Annotated in this window: 14 protein-coding genes and 1 tRNA gene; 4 read left to right on the top strand and 11 right to left on the bottom strand. The window is 69.1% G+C overall.

Annotation, left to right across the window (positions count from 1 at the left end; all coding sequences use genetic code 11):
- Positions 1-67: 67 nt before the first annotated feature.
- Positions 68-490 carry a DoxX family protein gene (locus I5071_RS14865; protein ID WP_236606112.1) on the top strand — a complete coding sequence of 141 codons (423 nt, stop codon included), beginning with the start codon at positions 68-70 and terminating at the stop codon, positions 488-490.
- A 4-nt stretch (positions 491-494) separates the two neighbouring features.
- On the opposite strand, the gene I5071_RS14860 is transcribed toward I5071_RS14865, so the two are convergent.
- From I5071_RS14860 to I5071_RS14845, 4 genes are all read right to left on the bottom strand, one after another.
- Positions 495-2,540, bottom strand: a complete 2,046-nt coding sequence (locus I5071_RS14860; protein ID WP_236606111.1) for a hypothetical protein — start codon at positions 2,538-2,540, stop codon at positions 495-497.
- Positions 2,541-3,009: 469 nt separating this feature from the next.
- A tRNA-Val gene (locus I5071_RS14855) sits at positions 3,010-3,081 on the bottom strand.
- Positions 3,082-3,153: 72 nt separating this feature from the next.
- A complete protein-coding gene (locus tag I5071_RS14850; protein ID WP_236606110.1) occupies positions 3,154-4,152 on the bottom strand; it encodes a fatty acid desaturase family protein in 999 nt (332 codons plus the stop codon).
- Positions 4,149-5,087, bottom strand: a complete 939-nt coding sequence (locus tag I5071_RS14845) for an esterase/lipase family protein (protein WP_236606109.1) — start codon at positions 5,085-5,087, stop codon at positions 4,149-4,151. The genes I5071_RS14850 and I5071_RS14845 overlap by 4 nt, the downstream gene beginning before the upstream one ends.
- An 89-nt stretch (positions 5,088-5,176) precedes the next feature.
- On the opposite strand from I5071_RS14845, the gene I5071_RS14840 reads away from it, so the two are divergent.
- Together I5071_RS14840 and I5071_RS14835 are read left to right on the top strand one after the other, a co-directional pair.
- A complete protein-coding gene (locus I5071_RS14840; RefSeq protein ID WP_236606108.1) occupies positions 5,177-6,151 on the top strand; it encodes a fatty acid desaturase family protein in 975 nt (324 codons plus the stop codon).
- A gap of 1 nt (position 6,152) precedes the next feature.
- Complete coding sequence (locus tag I5071_RS14835; RefSeq protein WP_236606107.1) at positions 6,153-7,268, top strand: hypothetical protein; 1,116 nt, start codon at positions 6,153-6,155, stop codon at positions 7,266-7,268.
- A gap of 7 nt (positions 7,269-7,275) precedes the next feature.
- On the opposite strand, the gene I5071_RS14830 is transcribed toward I5071_RS14835, so the two are convergent.
- From I5071_RS14830 to tig, 7 genes are all read right to left on the bottom strand, one after another.
- The gene (locus tag I5071_RS14830) at positions 7,276-8,337 is read right to left on the bottom strand and encodes an aromatic ring-hydroxylating oxygenase subunit alpha (RefSeq protein WP_236606106.1); all 1,062 of its coding nucleotides are present in this window, start codon (positions 8,335-8,337) and stop codon (positions 7,276-7,278) included.
- On the bottom strand, positions 8,334-9,908 hold the full coding sequence (locus I5071_RS14825; RefSeq protein WP_236606105.1) for a GH3 family domain-containing protein: 1,575 nt from the start codon (positions 9,906-9,908) through the stop codon (positions 8,334-8,336). Before I5071_RS14825 ends, I5071_RS14830 begins: the two co-directional genes overlap by 4 nt.
- On the bottom strand, positions 9,908-10,627 hold the full coding sequence (locus tag I5071_RS14820) for a hypothetical protein (protein WP_236606104.1): 720 nt from the start codon (positions 10,625-10,627) through the stop codon (positions 9,908-9,910). The genes I5071_RS14825 and I5071_RS14820 overlap by 1 nt, the downstream gene beginning before the upstream one ends.
- 117 nt (positions 10,628-10,744) lie before the next feature.
- Positions 10,745-13,261 carry an endopeptidase La gene (lon, locus tag I5071_RS14815; protein WP_236606103.1) on the bottom strand — a complete coding sequence of 839 codons (2,517 nt, stop codon included), beginning with the start codon at positions 13,259-13,261 and terminating at the stop codon, positions 10,745-10,747.
- Positions 13,262-13,363: 102 nt separating this feature from the next.
- Positions 13,364-14,623: an ATP-dependent Clp protease ATP-binding subunit ClpX gene (gene clpX / locus I5071_RS14810; protein WP_053233479.1), complete on the bottom strand. Its 1,260-nt coding sequence runs from the start codon at positions 14,621-14,623 to the stop codon at positions 13,364-13,366.
- Between the two features lie 214 nt (positions 14,624-14,837).
- Complete coding sequence (gene clpP / locus I5071_RS14805; RefSeq protein WP_329611163.1) at positions 14,838-15,458, bottom strand: ATP-dependent Clp endopeptidase proteolytic subunit ClpP; 621 nt, start codon at positions 15,456-15,458, stop codon at positions 14,838-14,840.
- 54 nt (positions 15,459-15,512) lie between these two features.
- A complete protein-coding gene (tig, locus tag I5071_RS14800) occupies positions 15,513-16,823 on the bottom strand; it encodes a trigger factor (protein WP_236606102.1) in 1,311 nt (436 codons plus the stop codon).
- A 176-nt stretch (positions 16,824-16,999) separates the two neighbouring features.
- Between tig and I5071_RS14795 the strand changes: the two genes are divergently transcribed.
- The gene (locus I5071_RS14795; protein WP_268921230.1) at positions 17,000-17,794 is read left to right on the top strand and encodes an acyl-CoA thioesterase; all 795 of its coding nucleotides are present in this window, start codon (positions 17,000-17,002) and stop codon (positions 17,792-17,794) included.
- Positions 17,795-17,874: the final 80 nt, after the last annotated feature.

Below are 17,874 nucleotides of genomic sequence, written 5' to 3'. Positions count from 1 at the left end.
GGGTGGACGCCGCGGGCGCCCGACAACATGACGGGGCGGGATTGTACCTGGTCGAAGGAGCGGACGAGTGACGAAGAACGATGCGCGGCTCGAGGTCGGTGTGGTGCCGTCGGCAGGATTGCTCCTGCTGCGCGTGGGCGTCGGGATGACGATGGCGATCGCGCACGGATGGCCGAAGCTCGAGCGCTTCATGGGGCCCGAGCCGCGCTTCGCGGATCCCTTCGGGCTCGGAGAGGTGCCGAGCCTCGCGCTCGCGATCTTCGGTGAGCTCGTGTGCGGCGTGCTGATCGCGCTCGGTCTCGGGACGCGCCTCGCGGCGATCCCGTTCGCGTTCACGATGCTCGTCGCGGTCTTCGTCGCCCACGCCGCGGATCCGTGGAGCGACAAGGAGCACGCGTTCCTGTTCCTCGTGCCGGCGATCGCGCTGATGATCACCGGCCCGGGTCGCTACTCGATCGACGCCTGGATCGCGGCGCGCCGGAGGCGCTGATCGATCAGGTCGGGTCGCAGACCCCGTCGCACGTCTGCACGACGGTTCCGTCGGGGCGCAGGAAGAGATCGATCTGCTCCACCGCCGCGGGCGACTCGCGCACCCCGCTGTGCGCGGGGTTGTCGCCGCCCGGATTGCGCGTGCCGAGCGGGAGCACCGGCACTTCGGGGATGTCGTACACGACCATCGCGTCGGTGCCGAGCGACGCGCCCATGTCCGCGGTGAGCGCCTCCATGTTCCACGGCTCGTAGGGCGCGGGGCTCGCGTACCCGATGCCCATCGTGCGCGCTGCGATGTGCGCCGCGACGTTCGGCACCTGCGCGTCGTCGCGACCGATCTGCGAGAGCACGTGCTTGAGCGGAGTCGCGCCCGACGCACAGACGTCGTCGGCGCAGGGCAGCGGATCGCGCAGCACGTGCGGCGCGTACGTCGCGGGCTCGGCGAGATCGAAGAGCGACTGCGCGAGCACCATCAGCATCGAGCGCTGCAGCGGATCGCGATACCCGAGCTCCATGATGCTGCCGTACGTCACCCAGTTCGACGAGCGCGGGATCATGACCGAGTAGGTCATCCCGCCGACGCCGAGCACGAAGCGATCGACGTCGACCGCGATGCCCGCGAGCGAGAGCCCGAAGATCCCACCCTGGCTGTTGCCGTAGTAGTAGAGCTCCTCGCGATCGATCGCGGGCGCGGTGCCGCCACCGGCGTCGAGCGGGATCTGCAGCTCCTCGAGCTCGGCGCAGCCTCCCTCCACCGAGAACGCGCGGTGGAGGAACACGTGGTTCGCGACGCCCTGCACCGCGCGCTCGCCGAACGACACGAACTCGGAGAAGTCCTGGAGCGTCTGCGCGACGCGCGTCACGTCGTCGCGCGACCAGCCCCACCAGTCGATCTGCACCGACACCATCTCGTTCGCTTCGATCGTGCGGCTGACGGTCCCGCCGTCGCCGAAGCGATCGCCGAAGAGGCCGTGGCCGTAGTCGAGCAGACGCACCGGCTCGCCACCCGCCGCCACGCGCGCCCGCACGCTGTTCGGGATGCGGATGATGAACGGCACGTCGGCCCAGCCGTTCTGCGCCGGCTCGCCGTCGTCGCCGCGGCTCAGCGTCGACTCGTCGAACGAGTTGGGGTCGGTGCCGCGCAGGAAGAGCGGCACGCGCACCGTGCCCTCGATCTCACGCCAGATCTCGGCGCGCGGCGCATCGCGCGTCGTCGTGACGGTGCAGCGCGGCGCGGTGTCGGTCGCCATCGCGCGCAGGCCCTGATCGCGCACGGAGATCGTGTCGTGCCACGCGATCTCGTCGGTGCCGGTCTGGAAGTCCCACGCCTCCACCAGCGTCGCGCGATCGACGCCCGCGGCCTCGAGGCGGGTGAAGACGTCCTCGAAGTGCGCGCGCCGCGACTCGATGTCGCTCGCGTCGGGCAGCGGCGTGTCGTCGCGCAGCGCGCGGAAGTACGCGGAGGGCTCGATCGCGCTGCCGTCGGTGTGGCGGAGATCGCGGATCGCGACGAGGTAGCGGCGCTGCTGCGCGAGACGCGCGGCGGGGCGGATGTAGAGCGGACGGCGCGCGGGATCGATGTACTCCCAGGTGTCGAGCTCGGCGAAGTGCGCGACGCGCTCGCCGGTCTCGGCGTCGATCAGCACGGTCGGCGAGCCCTGCGCGAGGCTGTCCTCGATGTGCTCCTCGTCGGGCAGGTTCGAGGGATCGATGTCGGCGAACGCGGTGATGATCGACGTCGCCGCGCTGAATCCGTCGAAGCGCGAGAGGATGGCGGGATCGGCCGGCACCGCGCGGAAGTTGCGCGGCATCGCGGCCTCGGGGATCTCGATGCGCACGCCCGTCGCGGTGGTCTCGTCCGGGGCGAGGTAGCGACTGGACGGCCACGGGAGCAGGCAGTCCATCGGGCTGATGTTCTCGCACTCGACTGGGTACGAGGGGCCCGCGTCGGGCGTGCCGGCATCGGGATCGGCGCTCCCATCGTCGTCGCCACACGCGACGAGCAGCAGCGCGGAGAGCACGGCGACCCACGGGCAAGCAGAGAAGCGCATGCCCGCGAGGATACAGCGCAGGCGTCGTCGACCGGCAGTGGCGGAATCGGCCGCGGTGTGCTGGCCGGCGTGGACACGCGTGGGATCGCGAGGACGGGCTGGAAGTCGCGGCGTGAGCGCGCTCTGCGTCCGCCACGAGGCACCGGACGCGTGGCGGGACGCGCGGTGGAATTCGATCGGAGGCACCGGACACGCGTCGGGACGCGCGGTGGGATTCGATCGGAGGCACCAGACACGCGTCGGGACGCGCGGTGGGATCTGATCGGAGGCACCAGACACGCGTCGGGAGGGTCCTCGTGATCCGAACGGGAGCACGGACACGCGTCGGCACCCGTCGTGCGAAGTCATTCGGCGTGCGCGCCACGCGTCGGGTGCGGTCGTGACGATGCAGCGCGCGCTCGCGTCACACGGGAGGCGCGCGCTCGTCGACCGGCGTGGGATCGAGCCGACCCGGCGCGGCGGCGATCGATGGGCGGGACAGGGATCGAACCTGCGACCCGAGGTGTGTAAAACCTCTGCTCTGCCGCTGAGCTACCCGCCCGAGGCTTCGCGGCGATCAGTCCGCGAGACCGGAAACAGCGCGCAGCCTTACGCGCGATCACGACGCGCGCAATCACTGCGGGCGCGGATAACGATCGGGGAAGCGCTCGGCGTACCACGCGCGCAGTGCGGGCAGGTGCTCGAGCCCGACCTGCGGGTGCAGGTGGTGTGCGACGTGGTGCCCGATGTTGCGCGGCGCGAGCACGAGCTTGTCGACCCATCGGATGTGGTGATCGTTCGTCGTCGCGAGGATCGTCGCGAGGCTGCGATCCTCGGCGCGCACGTAGTTGTGCTCCTGCAGGAGGCGCCACGCCGCGAGCAGCCCGGTGATCGTCACCGGGATCACGTAGCCGAAGAGCACCTCGCGCGGCCACGCGATCCACGCCGCGATCACCAGCGCCTGGAACACGCCCTGGCCGAGCTCGGCGCGACCGCAGTCGACGACCTCCCGCGAATGCGTGAGGTCCTTGCCCGACTTGTCCTGGAGCCAGACGCGCCCGTACACGTTGCGCGCGCGCGGCCACACGACCGCGAGCAGACCGACCGGCACGCGCAGCGTCCAGAACGGGATCAGCACCGCGCCCCGCAGCACGTTGAGCGCGTACATCAGCGGGCGGCCCTCGAGGTTCGCTTTGAAGTACGGGTCGCTGCGCATGCCGCTGTCGCGGTGGTGGCGCAGGTGGTGGTACCGCATCGCGTTCATCGTCGTCGCGATCGGATATGCGCAGAGCACCTCGAGCACGCGCACGACGAGGTCCTTGCGGCTGCCCGGCATCGGCATGTGCGAGCAGTCGTGCATCAGGATGCCGAGCGCGTGCAGGCGCCCCGCGACGAGCAGCGCGAGCACCGGGTAGCACCACCACGGCGCGATGCTCATCGCGATCCAGAGGAGCGCGAGCATCGCCCACTCCTCGAGCGCCATGCGCAGGAGCCCGGCGCGCGTCGCGGTGCGCAGCAGGTCGCGTGGCACCGCGCTGCGCGAGAGCTTCGTCTCGGTGCGGGCGGCATCGAGCGACGACTCGAGATCGTCGACGAGGTGCGCGTCCTGCAGCTCGGGATCGTGCGCGCTCATCGCGAGACCTCGAGCTGCAGCGCGAGCGAGAGCATCACGAGCCAGTACCGTACGTGATCGAAGCCGTGACCGCCCATCGCGGGCTGCGCGTGATCGAGGTGCGGCAGGAGCACGTGCGGCACGCCGGGCCACACGAGGTCGTCGAGGAAGAACTGCCCGTCGTGCGCGCGTCCCGGTGCGATCTCGCCGAGCCGCTCGTGGAACGAGTCGAGCCACGTCGTCGGCACGCTCGACCACGACGCGGTCTGGATCACCCGCGTGACGTCGCCGGCGCGCGCGAGCGTCTCGACCACGCGCGCGATTCCTTCGCGCGTCAGCTCGCGTCCGCCCGTCGCCGCGCCGATCGCGTGGAGACCGACGCGCTGCACGCCCTCGGCGATGCGACGGTGCGGCTTGCGCAGCGTCGCGCGGTGCTCGCCGAGCAGCATGCTCTCGAGCACGGGCGAAGGACCGCGCGGCGTCTGCGACGTGAGCACGACCGTCGTGCGCTTCGCGAGCTCGTCGTCGTGCGCGACGAGCCATCGCGCCTCGAGCCCACCGCGGCTGTGCCCCGCGATGACGAGCTCGCGATCGCTCGGGAGGTCGCGACGGATCGCATCGCCGAGCATCCGCGCGTTGCGCGCGATCGGACCCTCGGCGGCGCTGCGATGGAGCACGACCGGGATGCCGAGCGCGCGCAACGCGCGCGTCGGCGCCATGAGGTTCCCCGGCATCCAATTGCCGAGGTAGCCGCGCACGAACACCACGGCGATGCGATCGACGACCGGCGCGAACGTCGCGGGCCACGCCTCCTCGCGCAGCTTCGACATCGCGGTCCATCGCGTCGCGAACTCGCTCGTCGTCGCGAGGTCGGGCAGCGCGAACGCGGGCGTCGCGGGGTAGAGCGCGCGGTACGCGTCGAAGCCCTCGGGGCGCCAGCGAGCGGGCGTCTGCACGCGCGAGGGTTCCCCCGATTTTCTCACCTGCGCAAGCGAGCATTTGCGCGCGCACGCGTCGCGCTCCCACACTCGCGCCCGTGCGACCGATGCCTCCGAAAGACGCTCCGGGCAGCGAGAACGTCCCGCGCACCGAACCCGTCGCGAGCTCGCGCGGCCGCTACGGCGCCCACAACCTCGTCGTGCTCGGCGGCCAGGTGCTCGGCTGGGCCGCGGTGCTCACCGGCATCGAGCACGCGCCACACGTCGCGCTGCGCATCGCGCTCATCGCGCTCTTCTGCCTGCTCATGCAGGGCGTGTTCACGATGATGCACGAGCACTTCCATCGGAACGCGCACGCGGTGCCCGCGATCGACTACATCATCGGGCTCGCCGGCAGCACGCTCTTCGGCACGTCGGCGACGCTCCATCGCGTGCACCACTGGGGGCACCACGTGCGCAACCGCAGCGAGGCGGAGCGCGGCGAGTTCATCCATCCCGGCGAGACGCCCGCGCTCAAGGTCGCGCTCTACTACTTCGTGATCTGCGGCGGCCTGTGGATCGGCGGGCTCGTGTTCCCGCTGATCTCGTTCTTCATCCCGTGGCGCTTCGTCCGCTTCCTCGCGCGCACCAAGCGCTTCAACACGTACGCCGCGATGTTCGAGCAGTTCAAGGAGCGCGACTGGACGCGGATGCGCCTCGAGGCGCTCGTGCTCTACGCGTTCTGGGGCGCGGTGATCGCGTGGGGCCCGTGGTCGATGTCGACGCTGGTGCCCGCGTACGTCGCGTTCGCGTTCACGTGGTCGTGGCTGCAGTGGGTCTATCACCTGCGCACGCCGATCCACGTGATCGAGGGCGCGTACAACCTGCGCGCGCCTTGGCTCGTGCGCGTGCTCTTCCTGAACTTCAACTACAACCTCACGCACCACCGGCACCCGTCGATGCCGTGGCAGGAGCTCTGCGCGGCGAGCGATCAGAAGGAGACGCAGCCGCTCTGGTACCGCGTGGTGCTGATGGCGCTGCCGCCGCGTCCCTTCCCGACGGACGAAGCCGCGCTCGCCGCGCTCGACAAGCGCTACTTCTGACGTGCGCATCGCCGAGATCCTCGAGGGCGTGCCGGGCGCGCGCCTCGCGACCGAGGCCGACAACGACGCGATCGTGCGCTTCTACGATCGACGTGCGATGGGCACCGCAGCGTTCGAGGTGGGCTATCGCCGCGGCCCCGACTTCTTCGCGCTGCTGCGCTGCCAGAGCGATCGCCACGTCGTGATCGTGTGCGAGAGCGCGGGTGAGATCCGCGGCGTCGGGACGATCACGGTGCGCGACGGATGGGCGCATGGCGCGCCGGTGAAGGTCGCGTACCTCGGGGATCTCCGCATCGCGCAGGATCGACGCCTCCTCGTGTCGTGGCGCCGCGCGTACGGCGCGCTGGTCGCGCACGCGAGCGAGATCGAGGAGCTCGATCGCGCGTCGGTGTTCGTCACCGCGGTGATGGACGCGAACACGCTCGCGCGCGCGGCGCTGATCGAGCGGCGAGGGAAGGGTGGTCCGACGTACCTGCCGCTCGCGCCGTTCCGCATGCAGAGCGTGCTCGCGCGCTGGCCGCTGTGGCCGCGCCCGCGGCTTCGTGACGTGCGGGTGCGCGCTGCCACGTCGGGCGATCGCGAGGCGCTCGAGGCGTTCTACGAGTCGCGCCAGAGGGCGCGATTCGCGGGATTTCGCGGGGACTTCGCGCGTCGGCTTCGCGCCTGGCCCGGGCACGCGATCGAGCGCTTCGTGATCGCCGAGGACGCGCGCAGCGCGATCATCGGATGCGTCGCGCCGTGGTCACCGAGCCCGGCGAAGGAGACGTTCGTCTCGCGCGTCCCGCCGCACCTCGCGCGCGCCGGGCGCGTGCTCGAGCCGTGGATCCGCGTCCCGAAGGACGGCGAGACCATGAAGATCCTCTACCTCACGCACCTCGAGGCCGAGCGACCCGACGTGCTGCGCGCGATGATCGATCTCGTCCGCGAGCGCACGCGCGACGAGCGGGCGCACTTCGTCGCGCTGCCCGAGTACGCGCAGTTCGCGCTGGGCGACGCGCTGCGCCCCTACGTCGTCGAGAGCGTCCCGATCACGCTCTACTCGGTGCACGCTCCCGGGTTCGACGGTGCACCGATCGCGCTCGATCGCGCGCCCGGCTTCGAGATGGCGCTCGTTTGAGCTCCAACTAGATCCACATCTCGATCACGTCGACGCGCGGCTCGGGTGCGTCGTCGCCGCGCGTCGCGTGATCGCGCAGCGACTCGATGTGCTCGTGCAGCACGTCCGCCGCGGTCGAGAGGAAGCGCGGCGTGCCGCCGTAGCGCTGCAGGTTGTCGCCCTGGTTCCGCATGATCACGACGTCCTGTCGGATCACTTCGCGCGTGTATGGCGGCAGCAGGTGCCGCGCGAGGCGGTTCCAGCGCCCGAGCTGATAGCTGATCCGCGTGTACACCCGCGTGTCGAACGGACCGCGCGGCGTGCACGTCGACGTGATCACGAACCCGCGCTCACCGCCGAAGTCGTAGTCCACGCGCGTGACGTTCGGCATGTAGAACTTGTCGGTGTGCACCATCGGCGCGCCGCTCGGGTTCAGGATGCGCCCGGTGAACCCGATGCTGTCCGACGGCTGATCGTAGGTGACGAGCACGCTGTCCTTCGTGCGCTCCACCTTCGTCTTGATCTTCTTGTTCGCGGTGCGGCGGAACCAGCCCTTGTGCACGAACACCGTGTGCGGGACGTCCATGAAGTTCTCGACGAGGTTGGTCACCCCGTTCGCGAAGTCCGTGGTCATCCAGTAGCCGCCCCAGCCCTCTTCGTCGCCGCGTCCCTCCGCGTCGAAGTGCGGCATCACGAAGGGCTCCTTGTCGGGCGCGCCGTGCCCCATCCACACCCAGACGAGCCCGTAGCGCTCGAGCACGTGGAAGCGCGGCACGCTGCACTCGAGCACCGGCAGCGAGCGCGGCCCTTCGCTCGGCACGTTCACGAGGCGACCTTCGCAGTCGTAGGTCCAGCCGTGGTACGGGCACCCTAGCCGATCGCCCCAGACGTCGCCCTCGCTCAGCTTCGCGTTGCGGTGCGCGCAGCGATCCTCGAGCACCACCACGCGCCCCTTCGAGGTGCGGAAGAGCACGAGTGGCTGCTCGAGGATCACGCTGCCGAGCGGCTTCTTCGTCGTGACCTCGTCGCTGCGCGCCGCGACGTACCAGTGATCGCGCAGACGCCCCGCCCGCTCTCGCATGCTCGTCATGACGGCACTCCGAAGATCACGTCCCAGCCGTTCTCGGCGTCGAGACGCGACGGCTTCACGTCTCCCGCGCGCTGCCCGCGCGCGATCATCGCGTCGAGGTATCGCGCTTCGCCGCGCGCGACGCGACGCGCGTCGATCGGCCCGAGCTGCCCGAGATCGCGCGCGTACGAGTACGGATGCGACGCGGCGAGCTCGCGATCGAGCCTGTGCGCGAGCTTGCTCAGCAAGCCTTCGTCGGCGTCGCTCTCGACGTAGAGGCGATAGCCCGCGGGACGCGCGCGCGGGGCGAGGAGCACGAAGCGCGTGTCGCCGACCGTGGCGCGCAGCGCATCGTCCACGCAGCGCTCGACGAACGACGCGTGCAGCTTCTCGCCCGCCACGTCGCTCACGCGATCGAGCTTGCCCTCGAAGCGCACCCGCGGCGTCGCGCGCTCCATCCCGACGACGCGCACGACGTCGGCGAGGTGATAACGCGCGAGCCCGGCGCCGGTCGTGAGCAGCGGCGAGTACGTGCCGCCCACGCGCAGCGCGTCGGAGAGCAGCGGCGCGCGCGTCGGATGATCGAGATCGATCCACTCGAGGAAGTGCGAGGTGATCGCGATCGGCGCGCTCTCTCGATCGCCGAGCGGAACGCTCACCACGCCCTCGGTCGCGAGCAGTCCCTTCGGCTGCAACGTGGTGCGCGCGACGAAGCACTTCAGCGCGGGGAGCAGCGCACGCGCGGGCCCGTCGGCCCAGCACGAGATCAGCGCGAGCTCGGGCCACAACGCTTCCACGACGAAGCGCCCCTCGCGATCGAGCCCGCGACGGATCGACTCCGCGCGCCGCACCGGGATCGTCCCGAGGAGCGCGTCGAGGTTCGCCTCGGTCCACTCGAGCAAGAGCGTCAGGAAGCTCGGCGACCACACCGAGATCAGCGCGAGATCACCCGCCGACAAGAGATGCCGCACCGTCTCCCGGCGCCAGGTGTCCACGTCGGGCGCGCTCGCGACGTGCGAGGGCACCGCCATCGAGCGCGCGATCACGTCGCGCGCGATCGACCCGAAGTACTCGGCGTCGTCGCTCATCCCGATCGGGATGCCGCCCGGCGTGCGCTGCGGCGCGCGCGCGACCGGCGAGATCGACCAATAGCTGCGCTTGCCGATCAGCGGATGACGTCGGTGCAGATCGACCAGCCACGACGACGTCGACTCGCCCATCTCGCTCAAGAAGCGCGGCGTGATCGGCAACAGCTTGGTCGCCGACGTCGATCCCCCCGAGCGCTCGAAGCAGCGCGGTGGCTCGACCGTCAGCACGCGCGGCTCGCCCTGCGCGATGCGATCGATCCACGGCTCGATCGAGCCCCACCGCGCGACCGGCACGCGGCGCTGCCACGCGCCGAGCGAATCGTGTGCTCTGAGCACGGATTCGAACCCGTGCGCGCGACCGTACGCGGTCGCTTCGTGCGCGCGCAGGTGCGCCGCGAGCTTCGCGAGCTGCGTCTCGCGCGGTCGCGACAGCGCGCGCGCGAAGCGCTGCTGCGCGGGCAGCATCGAGCCGATCCACGCGGTGTGGAACGCCGAGAGCAACATCAGGCGCCCTCGAGCGCGCGCGCGAGCTGCTTGCGACCGAACTGCATCGCGAGCCCCACGCCCACGCGGCCGAGGCAGCAGAGCTCGTCACCGCGCGGCGCGCCGGGGTTGCGCTCGACGAAGAACCGCACGTCGGGATCGTGCGCGAGCGTCTCGTCGATCGGCGCGACCTCGGCGCGCAGCCTTCCGTGGCCCGAGTCCGCGAGGCGCAGCACGCCGTGTCGCGCGTCGTACGCATCACCGAAGCGCCGCGTCGCGAGGTCGTCGAGGATCGCCTGCTGCCAGGGCGGCGTGGCGCGATCGTGACGCGGCCAGTGCTCCGGGAAGTTCCGCGTGAGCAGCAGATACGTCTTGTAGCCCTTGGTGATCAGGAACCAGTAGACCGGCGTCGTCGGGCTCGCGAGCTTCAGCGCCATGACGTAGCGGAAGAACGCGCGATGCAGCGCGCGCGTGCCCCAGTAGCGTCGCTCGACGATCGTGTCGCCCGAGAAGATCGACACGATGTCGCGACCACCGACATGACGTCGATCGACCTCGATGGTCGAGAACCCGACGATCTGCCGCGACACGGCCTCGCGCAGCAGGATGACGTGCTGCTTCGGCGCGAGGTCTTGCTCGAACGTCTCGCGCGTCACGTCCTCGTAATGACGCGCGAAGAGCGTCCACATCACGTCGATCTCGGCAGGCGCGAGCGAGCGCACCTCACGGATCCGGCTCACGAGCGGTGCTCGGATGAAGCGTGGCCCCCGCACGGCCGGCAGAGATACAGGACAAAGCAGAACGAGCAAGTCGACGCACTGCGTCAACTCGCTCGTTCACCGCGCTTCTCGCGCTGTCTACTGCTGCGCGCCGGGCGCTTCGACCGTCGGCGTGGGCACGCCCTCGCCGGGCCCCTCGCCGCCGTCGCCGTGCTCCACGAGACGCCCGCCGACGTACTCCATCGGGCGCACGCGCTTGCCGAAGACCGCGTCGGGATCGCTCAGCACGAGCGCCTCGCGCAGCACCTCGTCCATGTGCTCGACGAGCACGACGCGCATCGCGTTGAGCACGCGCTTCGGGATCTCGCGCAGGTCCTTCCGGTTCTCGCGCGGCACGAGGATCGTCTGGATGCCCGCGCGATGCGCCGCGAGCATCTTCTCCTTGAGCCCGCCGATCGGCATCACGCGACCACGCAGCGTGATCTCGCCGGTCATCGCCACCGTGCGGCGCACCGGGATCTTCATCAGCGCGCTCGCGATCGACGTCGCGATGGTCACGCCCGCGCTCGGCCCGTCCTTCGGAACGAACTCGGGGAAGTGCACGTGGACGTCGACCTTCGAGTGGAAGTCGTCGCCGTCCTCGCTCTTGCTCGCGAGCCCGAGCATCTGCTGGCGCGAGCGGATGTAGCTCATCGCCGCCTGCGCGGACTCCTGCATGCCCTTCTCGAGCAGGCCGGTGATCACGAGCTTGCCCTTGCCGGGCACCACGCTCACCTCGCACTCGAGGATCGTTCCGCCGTACGTCGTGTACGCGAGGCCGTTGGTCAGGCCGACCTCGTCGTGCTCGCTCGTCTTGTTCGAACGGAAGCGCGGCACGCCGAGGTACTGCGGGACGTTCTTCGCCGCGATGCGATAGCTAAGCCCGGTCTTGCCCTGCTGCTGATCCTTCAGCACCTGGCGCGCGACCTTGCGGCACACGCTGCCGATCTCGCGCTCGAGGTTACGAACGCCCGATTCCTTCGTGTAGTGATGGATGATCGTGCGGATCGCGTTCTCGGTGAGATCGACGTCGGCCTGCTCGAGCCCGGCTTCCTGCTTCTGCCGCGGCACGAGGTAGCGCACCGCGATGTTCAGCTTCTCGAACTCCGTGTAGCCGCTGAGCTCGATGATCTCCATGCGGTCTCGCAGCGGCATCGGGATGCCACCGAGCGAGTTCGCCGTCGTGATGAACATGACGTCGGAGAGGTCGTAGTCGAGGTCGAGGTAGTGGTCGTTGAACGACTTGTTCTGCTCGGGGTCGAGCACCTCGAGCAGCGCCGCAGCCGGGTCGCCGCGGAAGTCGCTCGACATCTTGTCGATCTCGTCGAGCAGGAAGACCGGGTTGTTCGCGCCGGCCTTGCGCAGGCTCTGGATGATGCGGCCCGGCAGCGCACCGATGTACGTGCGGCGGTGGCCGCGGATCTCGGCCTCGTCGCGCACACCACCGAGCGAGAGGCGCACGAACTTGCGGCCCGTGCTGCGCGCGATCGAGCGCGCGAGCGACGTCTTGCCGACGCCCGGCGGGCCCACGAGGCAGAGCACGGGGCCCTTGAGCTTGCGGACGAGCGCCTGCACCGCGAGGTACTCGAGGACGCGCTCCTTGACCTTCTTCAGGCCGTAGTGGTCCTCGTCGAGGATGCGCTCCGCGGCCTCGATGTCGTAGTTCTCTTCGCTCTTGTCCTCCCACGGGAGGTTGAGCACCCAGTCGATGTAGTTGCGGACGACGGTCGCCTCCGCACTCATCGGCTGCATCATCTTGAGCTTCCGGAGCTCCTTCTTGACGCGGCCCTCGGCTTCCTTGGAGAGCTTCTTCGTCTTGATCTTCTCTTCGAGCTCTTGGATCTCAGACTTGAACTCGTCGCGTTCGCCGAGCTCCTTCTGGATCGCCTGCATCTGCTCGTTGAGGTAGTACTCCTTCTGCGTCTTCTCCATCTGCTTCTTGACGCGAGAACGGATCTTCTTCTCGACGTTCAAGATCTCGATTTCCGCGTTCATCAGCTCGAACAGGCGCTCGAGCCGCTTCGCGGCATCGGTGGTCTCCAGGATCTCCTGCTTGTCGTGGAGCTTCACCGCGGAGAGATGCACGACGATCGCGTCCGCGAGCCGGACCGGATCGTCGATGGTCTGAACCTGCATCAGCGTCTCGGGCGCGATGCGCTTGTTCAGCTTCACGTAGGTCTCGAACGTCGACTGCACGCTGCGCGTGAGCGCCTCGAGCTCGACGCTCGCGACGTACTTGTCCTCGACGTTCTCGACCTCGCACAGGAAGAAGTCGTCGCTCGGGACGAACTTCTTGATGCGAGCGCGGCGCTTGCCGAGGACCATCACCTTCACGGTGCCGTCGGGCAGGCGCAGCATCTGCTCGATCGAGCCGACGGTGCCCATCGTGTAGATGTCGTCGGGCGTCGGGTCGTTGGTCTTCGCCTTCTTCTGTGCGGCGAGCAGGATCTCCTTGTCCTGCGCCATCGCCTCTTCGAGCGCGGCGATCGACTTCTCGCGGCCCACGAAGAGCGGCACGACCATGTGCGGGAACACGATGATGTCCCGCAGGGGCAGCAGCGGAAGCACGCGCTGCTTCTTCGGCGCCCCGCCGTTGTCGCTCTTGTTGAAGAACATCCGCTCGCTCCTCCCCCCGATCAATTCAGGCCGTACCAAGGGCCCTTCATGCGTGTATCACGGTTGCCGTCGATCACGGCACCGAGAAACACGCGGGAGGGATCACGCGAGGCCGGCTTCCTTCTCCAGCACCATCAGCGGCTTCTCTCCGCGAAGGATCACGTCGTCGTTGACGTGCACTTCCTTCACGCCCGAGCGCGCCGGGATGTCGTACATGGTCTCGAGCATCGCGTTCTCGAGGATCGCGCGCAGACCACGTGCACCCGCGTTGCGCTTGAGCGCCTCGCGCGCGACCGCCTGGAGCGCGCTGCGGGTGAACTTGAGGCGCACGCCGTCCATCTCGAACAGCTTCTGGAACTGCTTCACCAGCGCGTTCTTCGGCTGGGTGAGGATGTCGATCAGCGCCTCCTCGGTGAGCTCGTTGAGCGTCGCCACCACGGGCAGACGACCGACGAACTCCGGGATGAGGCCCGCCTTGATCAGGTCCTCGGGCTGCGCCTGCGCGAGCACCTCGCCGAGGCGCTTGTCCTTCTTGCTCGGCACGTCCGCGCCGAAGCCCAGCGAGCGCTCGCCGATGCGGCGCTCGATGATCTGCTCGAGGCCGACGAACGCGCCGCCGCAGATGAAGAGGATGTTGGTCGTGTCGACCTGGAGGAAGTCCTGCTGGGGGTGCTTGCGGCCGCCCTTCGGGGGCACGTTCGCGACGGTGCCCTCGATGATCTTCAGCAGCGCCTGCTGCACGCCCTCGCCGCTCACGTCGCGGGTGATCGACGGGTTGTCGCCCTTGCGCGCGATCTTGTCGATCTCGTCGATGTAGACGATGCCGCGCTGCGCGCGCTCGACGTCGTGATCGGCGTTCTGGAGCAGCTGGACGATGATGTTCTCGACATCCTCGCCGACGTAGCCCGCCTCGGTCAGCGTCGTCGCATCCGCGATGGCGAACGGCACGTTCAGCACGCGGGCGAGCGTCTGCGCGAGCAGCGTCTTGCCGGTGCCGGTCGGGCCGATCAGCAGGATGTTCGACTTCTGCAGCTCGACGTCGTCCTGCCCCACGCGCGAGTCGATGCGCTTGTAGTGGTTGTGGACCGCGACCGACAGGATCTTCTTCGCGCGCTCCTGCCCGATCACGTACTCGTCGAGAACGGCCTTGATCTCGCTGGGCTTCGGCAGCGGCGTCCCGCTCTGGAACGAGTCCTCGCGGTCGACCTCCTCCGCGATGATGTCGTTGCAGAGCGCGATGCACTCGTCGCAGATGTAGACCGTCGGCCCTGCGATGAGCTTCTTCACTTCCTTCTGCGACTTGCCGCAGAAAGAGCACTGCAGATTCCCGTGACCCTCGTCGCGCCTACGATCGACCGGCATCAGTCCGACCCGTCCCCTGCTCTGAGCAAAATTGAGCTTCTCGATGCGACGTTCGTCTCGATCGGAGCCGCGCGCCCTGCGAGAGGACGACGCAGCACCCGACCGCGAGAATCACCGAGAGAGTCTAGTGCCGGCGTTCCGCGGTAGCAACGCGGGTGGCCGGTGAGTTGAGCCCCTCCCGTGAAGAGGGAGGGGCACGCTCCGAGCCCGTGGTTCAGAGCTGCTTCCGGTGCGCGATGACCTCGTCGATGAGGCCGTACTCCTTGGCCTCGTTCGCGGCGAGGAAACGATCGCGCTCGGTGTCGTTCTTCACCTGCTCGATCGACTGGCCGGTGTGCCTCGCGAGGATCTCGTTCAGGCGGCCGCGCAGGTGGAGGATCTCGCGCGCCTGGATCTCGATGTCGGTCGCCTGGCCGCGCGCGCCGCCGTGCGGCTGGTGGATCATCACACGCGAGTTCGGGAGGCAACGACGGCGACCCTTGGTGCCCGCCGCGAGCAGCACCGCGCCCATCGACGCGGCCTGACCGAGGCACACCGTCGACACCGGGCAGCGCACGTACTGCATCGTGTCGTAGATCGCGAGCCCCGACGTGATCACGCCGCCGGGGCTGTTGATGTACATCGTGATCTCCTTGTCCGGATCCTCGCCCTCGAGGATCAGGAGCTGCGCGATGATCACGTTCGCGACGTCGTCGTTGATCTCGCTGCCGAGGAAGATGATCCGATCGCGGAGCAGTCGGCTCCAGAGGTCCCACGCGCGCTCACCGCGGTGAGTGGTCTCGTAGACGTGCGGGAAGTACGTCATCAGTGCCGGGTCGATCGGACGGTCGTTCATCGGCGAAATGCTCCTGCGTCGGCGAGCGCCGGCGCGTGGGAAAGAAACTAGCGCTCAGGTGGCCGCGGCGGAAGCGGCGCTCTCGGAAGAAGTAGGCGCGGCGTCGGTGATCGTAGCCCGGTCGAGCAGGTGCTTGATCAGCTTGTCTTCCAGGATCTGCGTCTCGAGCTGCTCGCGCTTCTCGCCCGCGTAGTCGGCCTTGACCTTGGCGATGTGCTTGCCGGTCTTCTCGGCGAGCTCGCGCATCTTCGCCTCGATCTCGTCGGCGGCGACGCTGATCTCGGCCTTGCGCGAGAGCTCGCCGAGGAGCAGCGCGGCGCGGACCTTCGTCTCCGCGCGCTTGCGCATCTCGTCGAAGCCGTCCTTCCCGAAGTCCGGCTGCTGCCCGAGCATCTGCATGATCTGCATGTACTCCTGGAGCATCGCGCGGAGCTGCTGATCGACGAGCGAGGGCGGGACCGGGATCGGGTTCTTCTCGGCGAGCTTCTCGACGGCCTGCTCGCGCAGCTGGCTCTCGCTGCGGGCCTTCGCGCTCTCCTCGAGGCGCGCGCGCAGCTTCGTGCGGAGGTCCGCGAGCGTCTCGTACTCGCCGACGTCCTTCGCGAACTCGTCGTCGACGTCGGGCAGCACGCGCTCGCGCAGCTCCTTCACGTCGACCTCGAAGACGACCTTCTTGCCCGCGAGCTCCTTGTTCGCGTCGTCGTCGCCACGCGCGATCTCGATGGTCTTCTTCTCGCCGACCTTCGCGCCCACGAGGCCCGCGTCGATCTCGTCGAGCAGGCGACCCTCGCCGAGGTTCACCGTGCGGTTCTCGCCCTTCATGTCGGGCTTGGGCTCGCCGTCGATCGTCACCGCGTAGTCGATGATCAGGACGTCGCCCTTCTGCGCGGCGCGCTCGCCCTCGATGGGGCGCACGATCGCGTGCTGCTGGCGGAGGCGCTCGATCTCCTGCTCGATCTCGGCGTCGCTCACGGTCGCAGGCGTGCGCGTCAGCTCGAGCGTCGTCTCGAGGTTCTCGACCTTGGGGCGAACCTCGAACTTCACCTTGAAGGTGAGGGGCTGGCCCAGGGTGAGCTCGGGGCGCGCGTCCATCATCGCCTGCGAGACGACGGGGATGGAGTGCTGCTGCACCGCCTGGACGACGCTCTCCTCGACGAGATTCGAGACGACCTCGGCCTGCACGTCCTTCGAGAAGAGACGCTGGAGCACGTTGCGCGGCGCCTTGCCGGGGCGGAAGCCCTTGATGCGCGCGGTCCGCTGCAGCTTCGTGAACGTCTCGTCCAGGTTCTTCTGGACGCGATCCCAGGGAACCTCGACCTGGATCTCGACGGTGACGGGATCGATCTCGCTGACCTGCGACTGCATGGCTCGGTGCGCGCTTTCTGTGAGGGCGGGCGTTCTGTGAGGGCGGGCGACGCGTGGCGGCCTTGCCGGCGAAGGCAGGTGTTGCCCGACCGAAGTGCGGGTACCTAGCCCTACGCTCTGTGAGCGTCAAGAACCGGGTCGCGCCGATGCGACGGTGACATCAAGCTCTCGCGCGCATGGGCAATTTCGAAGGGCTGAGCACGCCGCGGAGGGGGGCCGCGGGACCCTGGGAGTGGAGCGTTCCGGACGGGTGGCAACAAGGCCGCGGGGCGTTCGGAGGGCTCGTGATCGCGACGATGGTGCGCGCCATCGACGAGCACGTCGCGGACCCGGAGCGCACGGTGCGATCACTGACGGTCGAGCTGCCCGGCGCGACGCTGGTGGGTGCGGCGGAGATCGCGGTGGAGACGCTGCGCGCGGGATCGGGGCAGTCGACGGTCGCAGCGCGGCTGACGCAGGGTGACGAGCTGCGCGCGCACTGCGTGGCGGTGAGCGCGAAGGCGCGCCCGGGGAGCGAGGGGTTCGTCGAGGCCAGCGCGCCGCGCATGACCCCGTGGCGTGACGTGCCGGTGGTCGACATGAGCGCGTTCGGGCCGCCGTTCGCGAAGGCGTTCGAGTATCGCAACGTCGGGCCGCTGCCGTTCACGAAGGGGCCGAGCGCGCGCTGCGAGGGCTGGGTGCGGATGCACGAGCCGGGCGCGAAGGCGGACGCGGCGTGGTGCGCGGCGATGCTCGACGCGTGGTGGCCGACGCTCTTCTCGCGCAGCGCGGGGCCGCGCCCGATGGGCACGGTGGCGTTCACGATGCAGGTGCTGCGCGATCTGCGCGGCGTGGATCCCGAGGGCACGTTCGCGTACCGCGCGTGGACGCCGGTCGCGCACGAGGGCTGGGTGCTCGAGACGCGCGAGCTCTGGGACGATCAGGGGAACATCGTGGCGATGAACCAGCAGACGTTCGCCGTGATCAAGTGAGGAGAGATTCCGGAAGAGGGATCGACTGAGGAGAGCAGGAAGGAAGGAGAGCAGGAGAGTGTGGCTGCTACGAAATTCGT

The organism is Sandaracinus amylolyticus (assembly GCF_021631985.1).
Taxonomy (GTDB): Bacteria; Myxococcota_A; Polyangia; order Polyangiales; family Sandaracinaceae; genus Sandaracinus; species Sandaracinus amylolyticus_A.
Note: the sequence above shows the minus strand (reverse complement) of the source record. Positions and strands in the feature narration are given on the sequence as shown.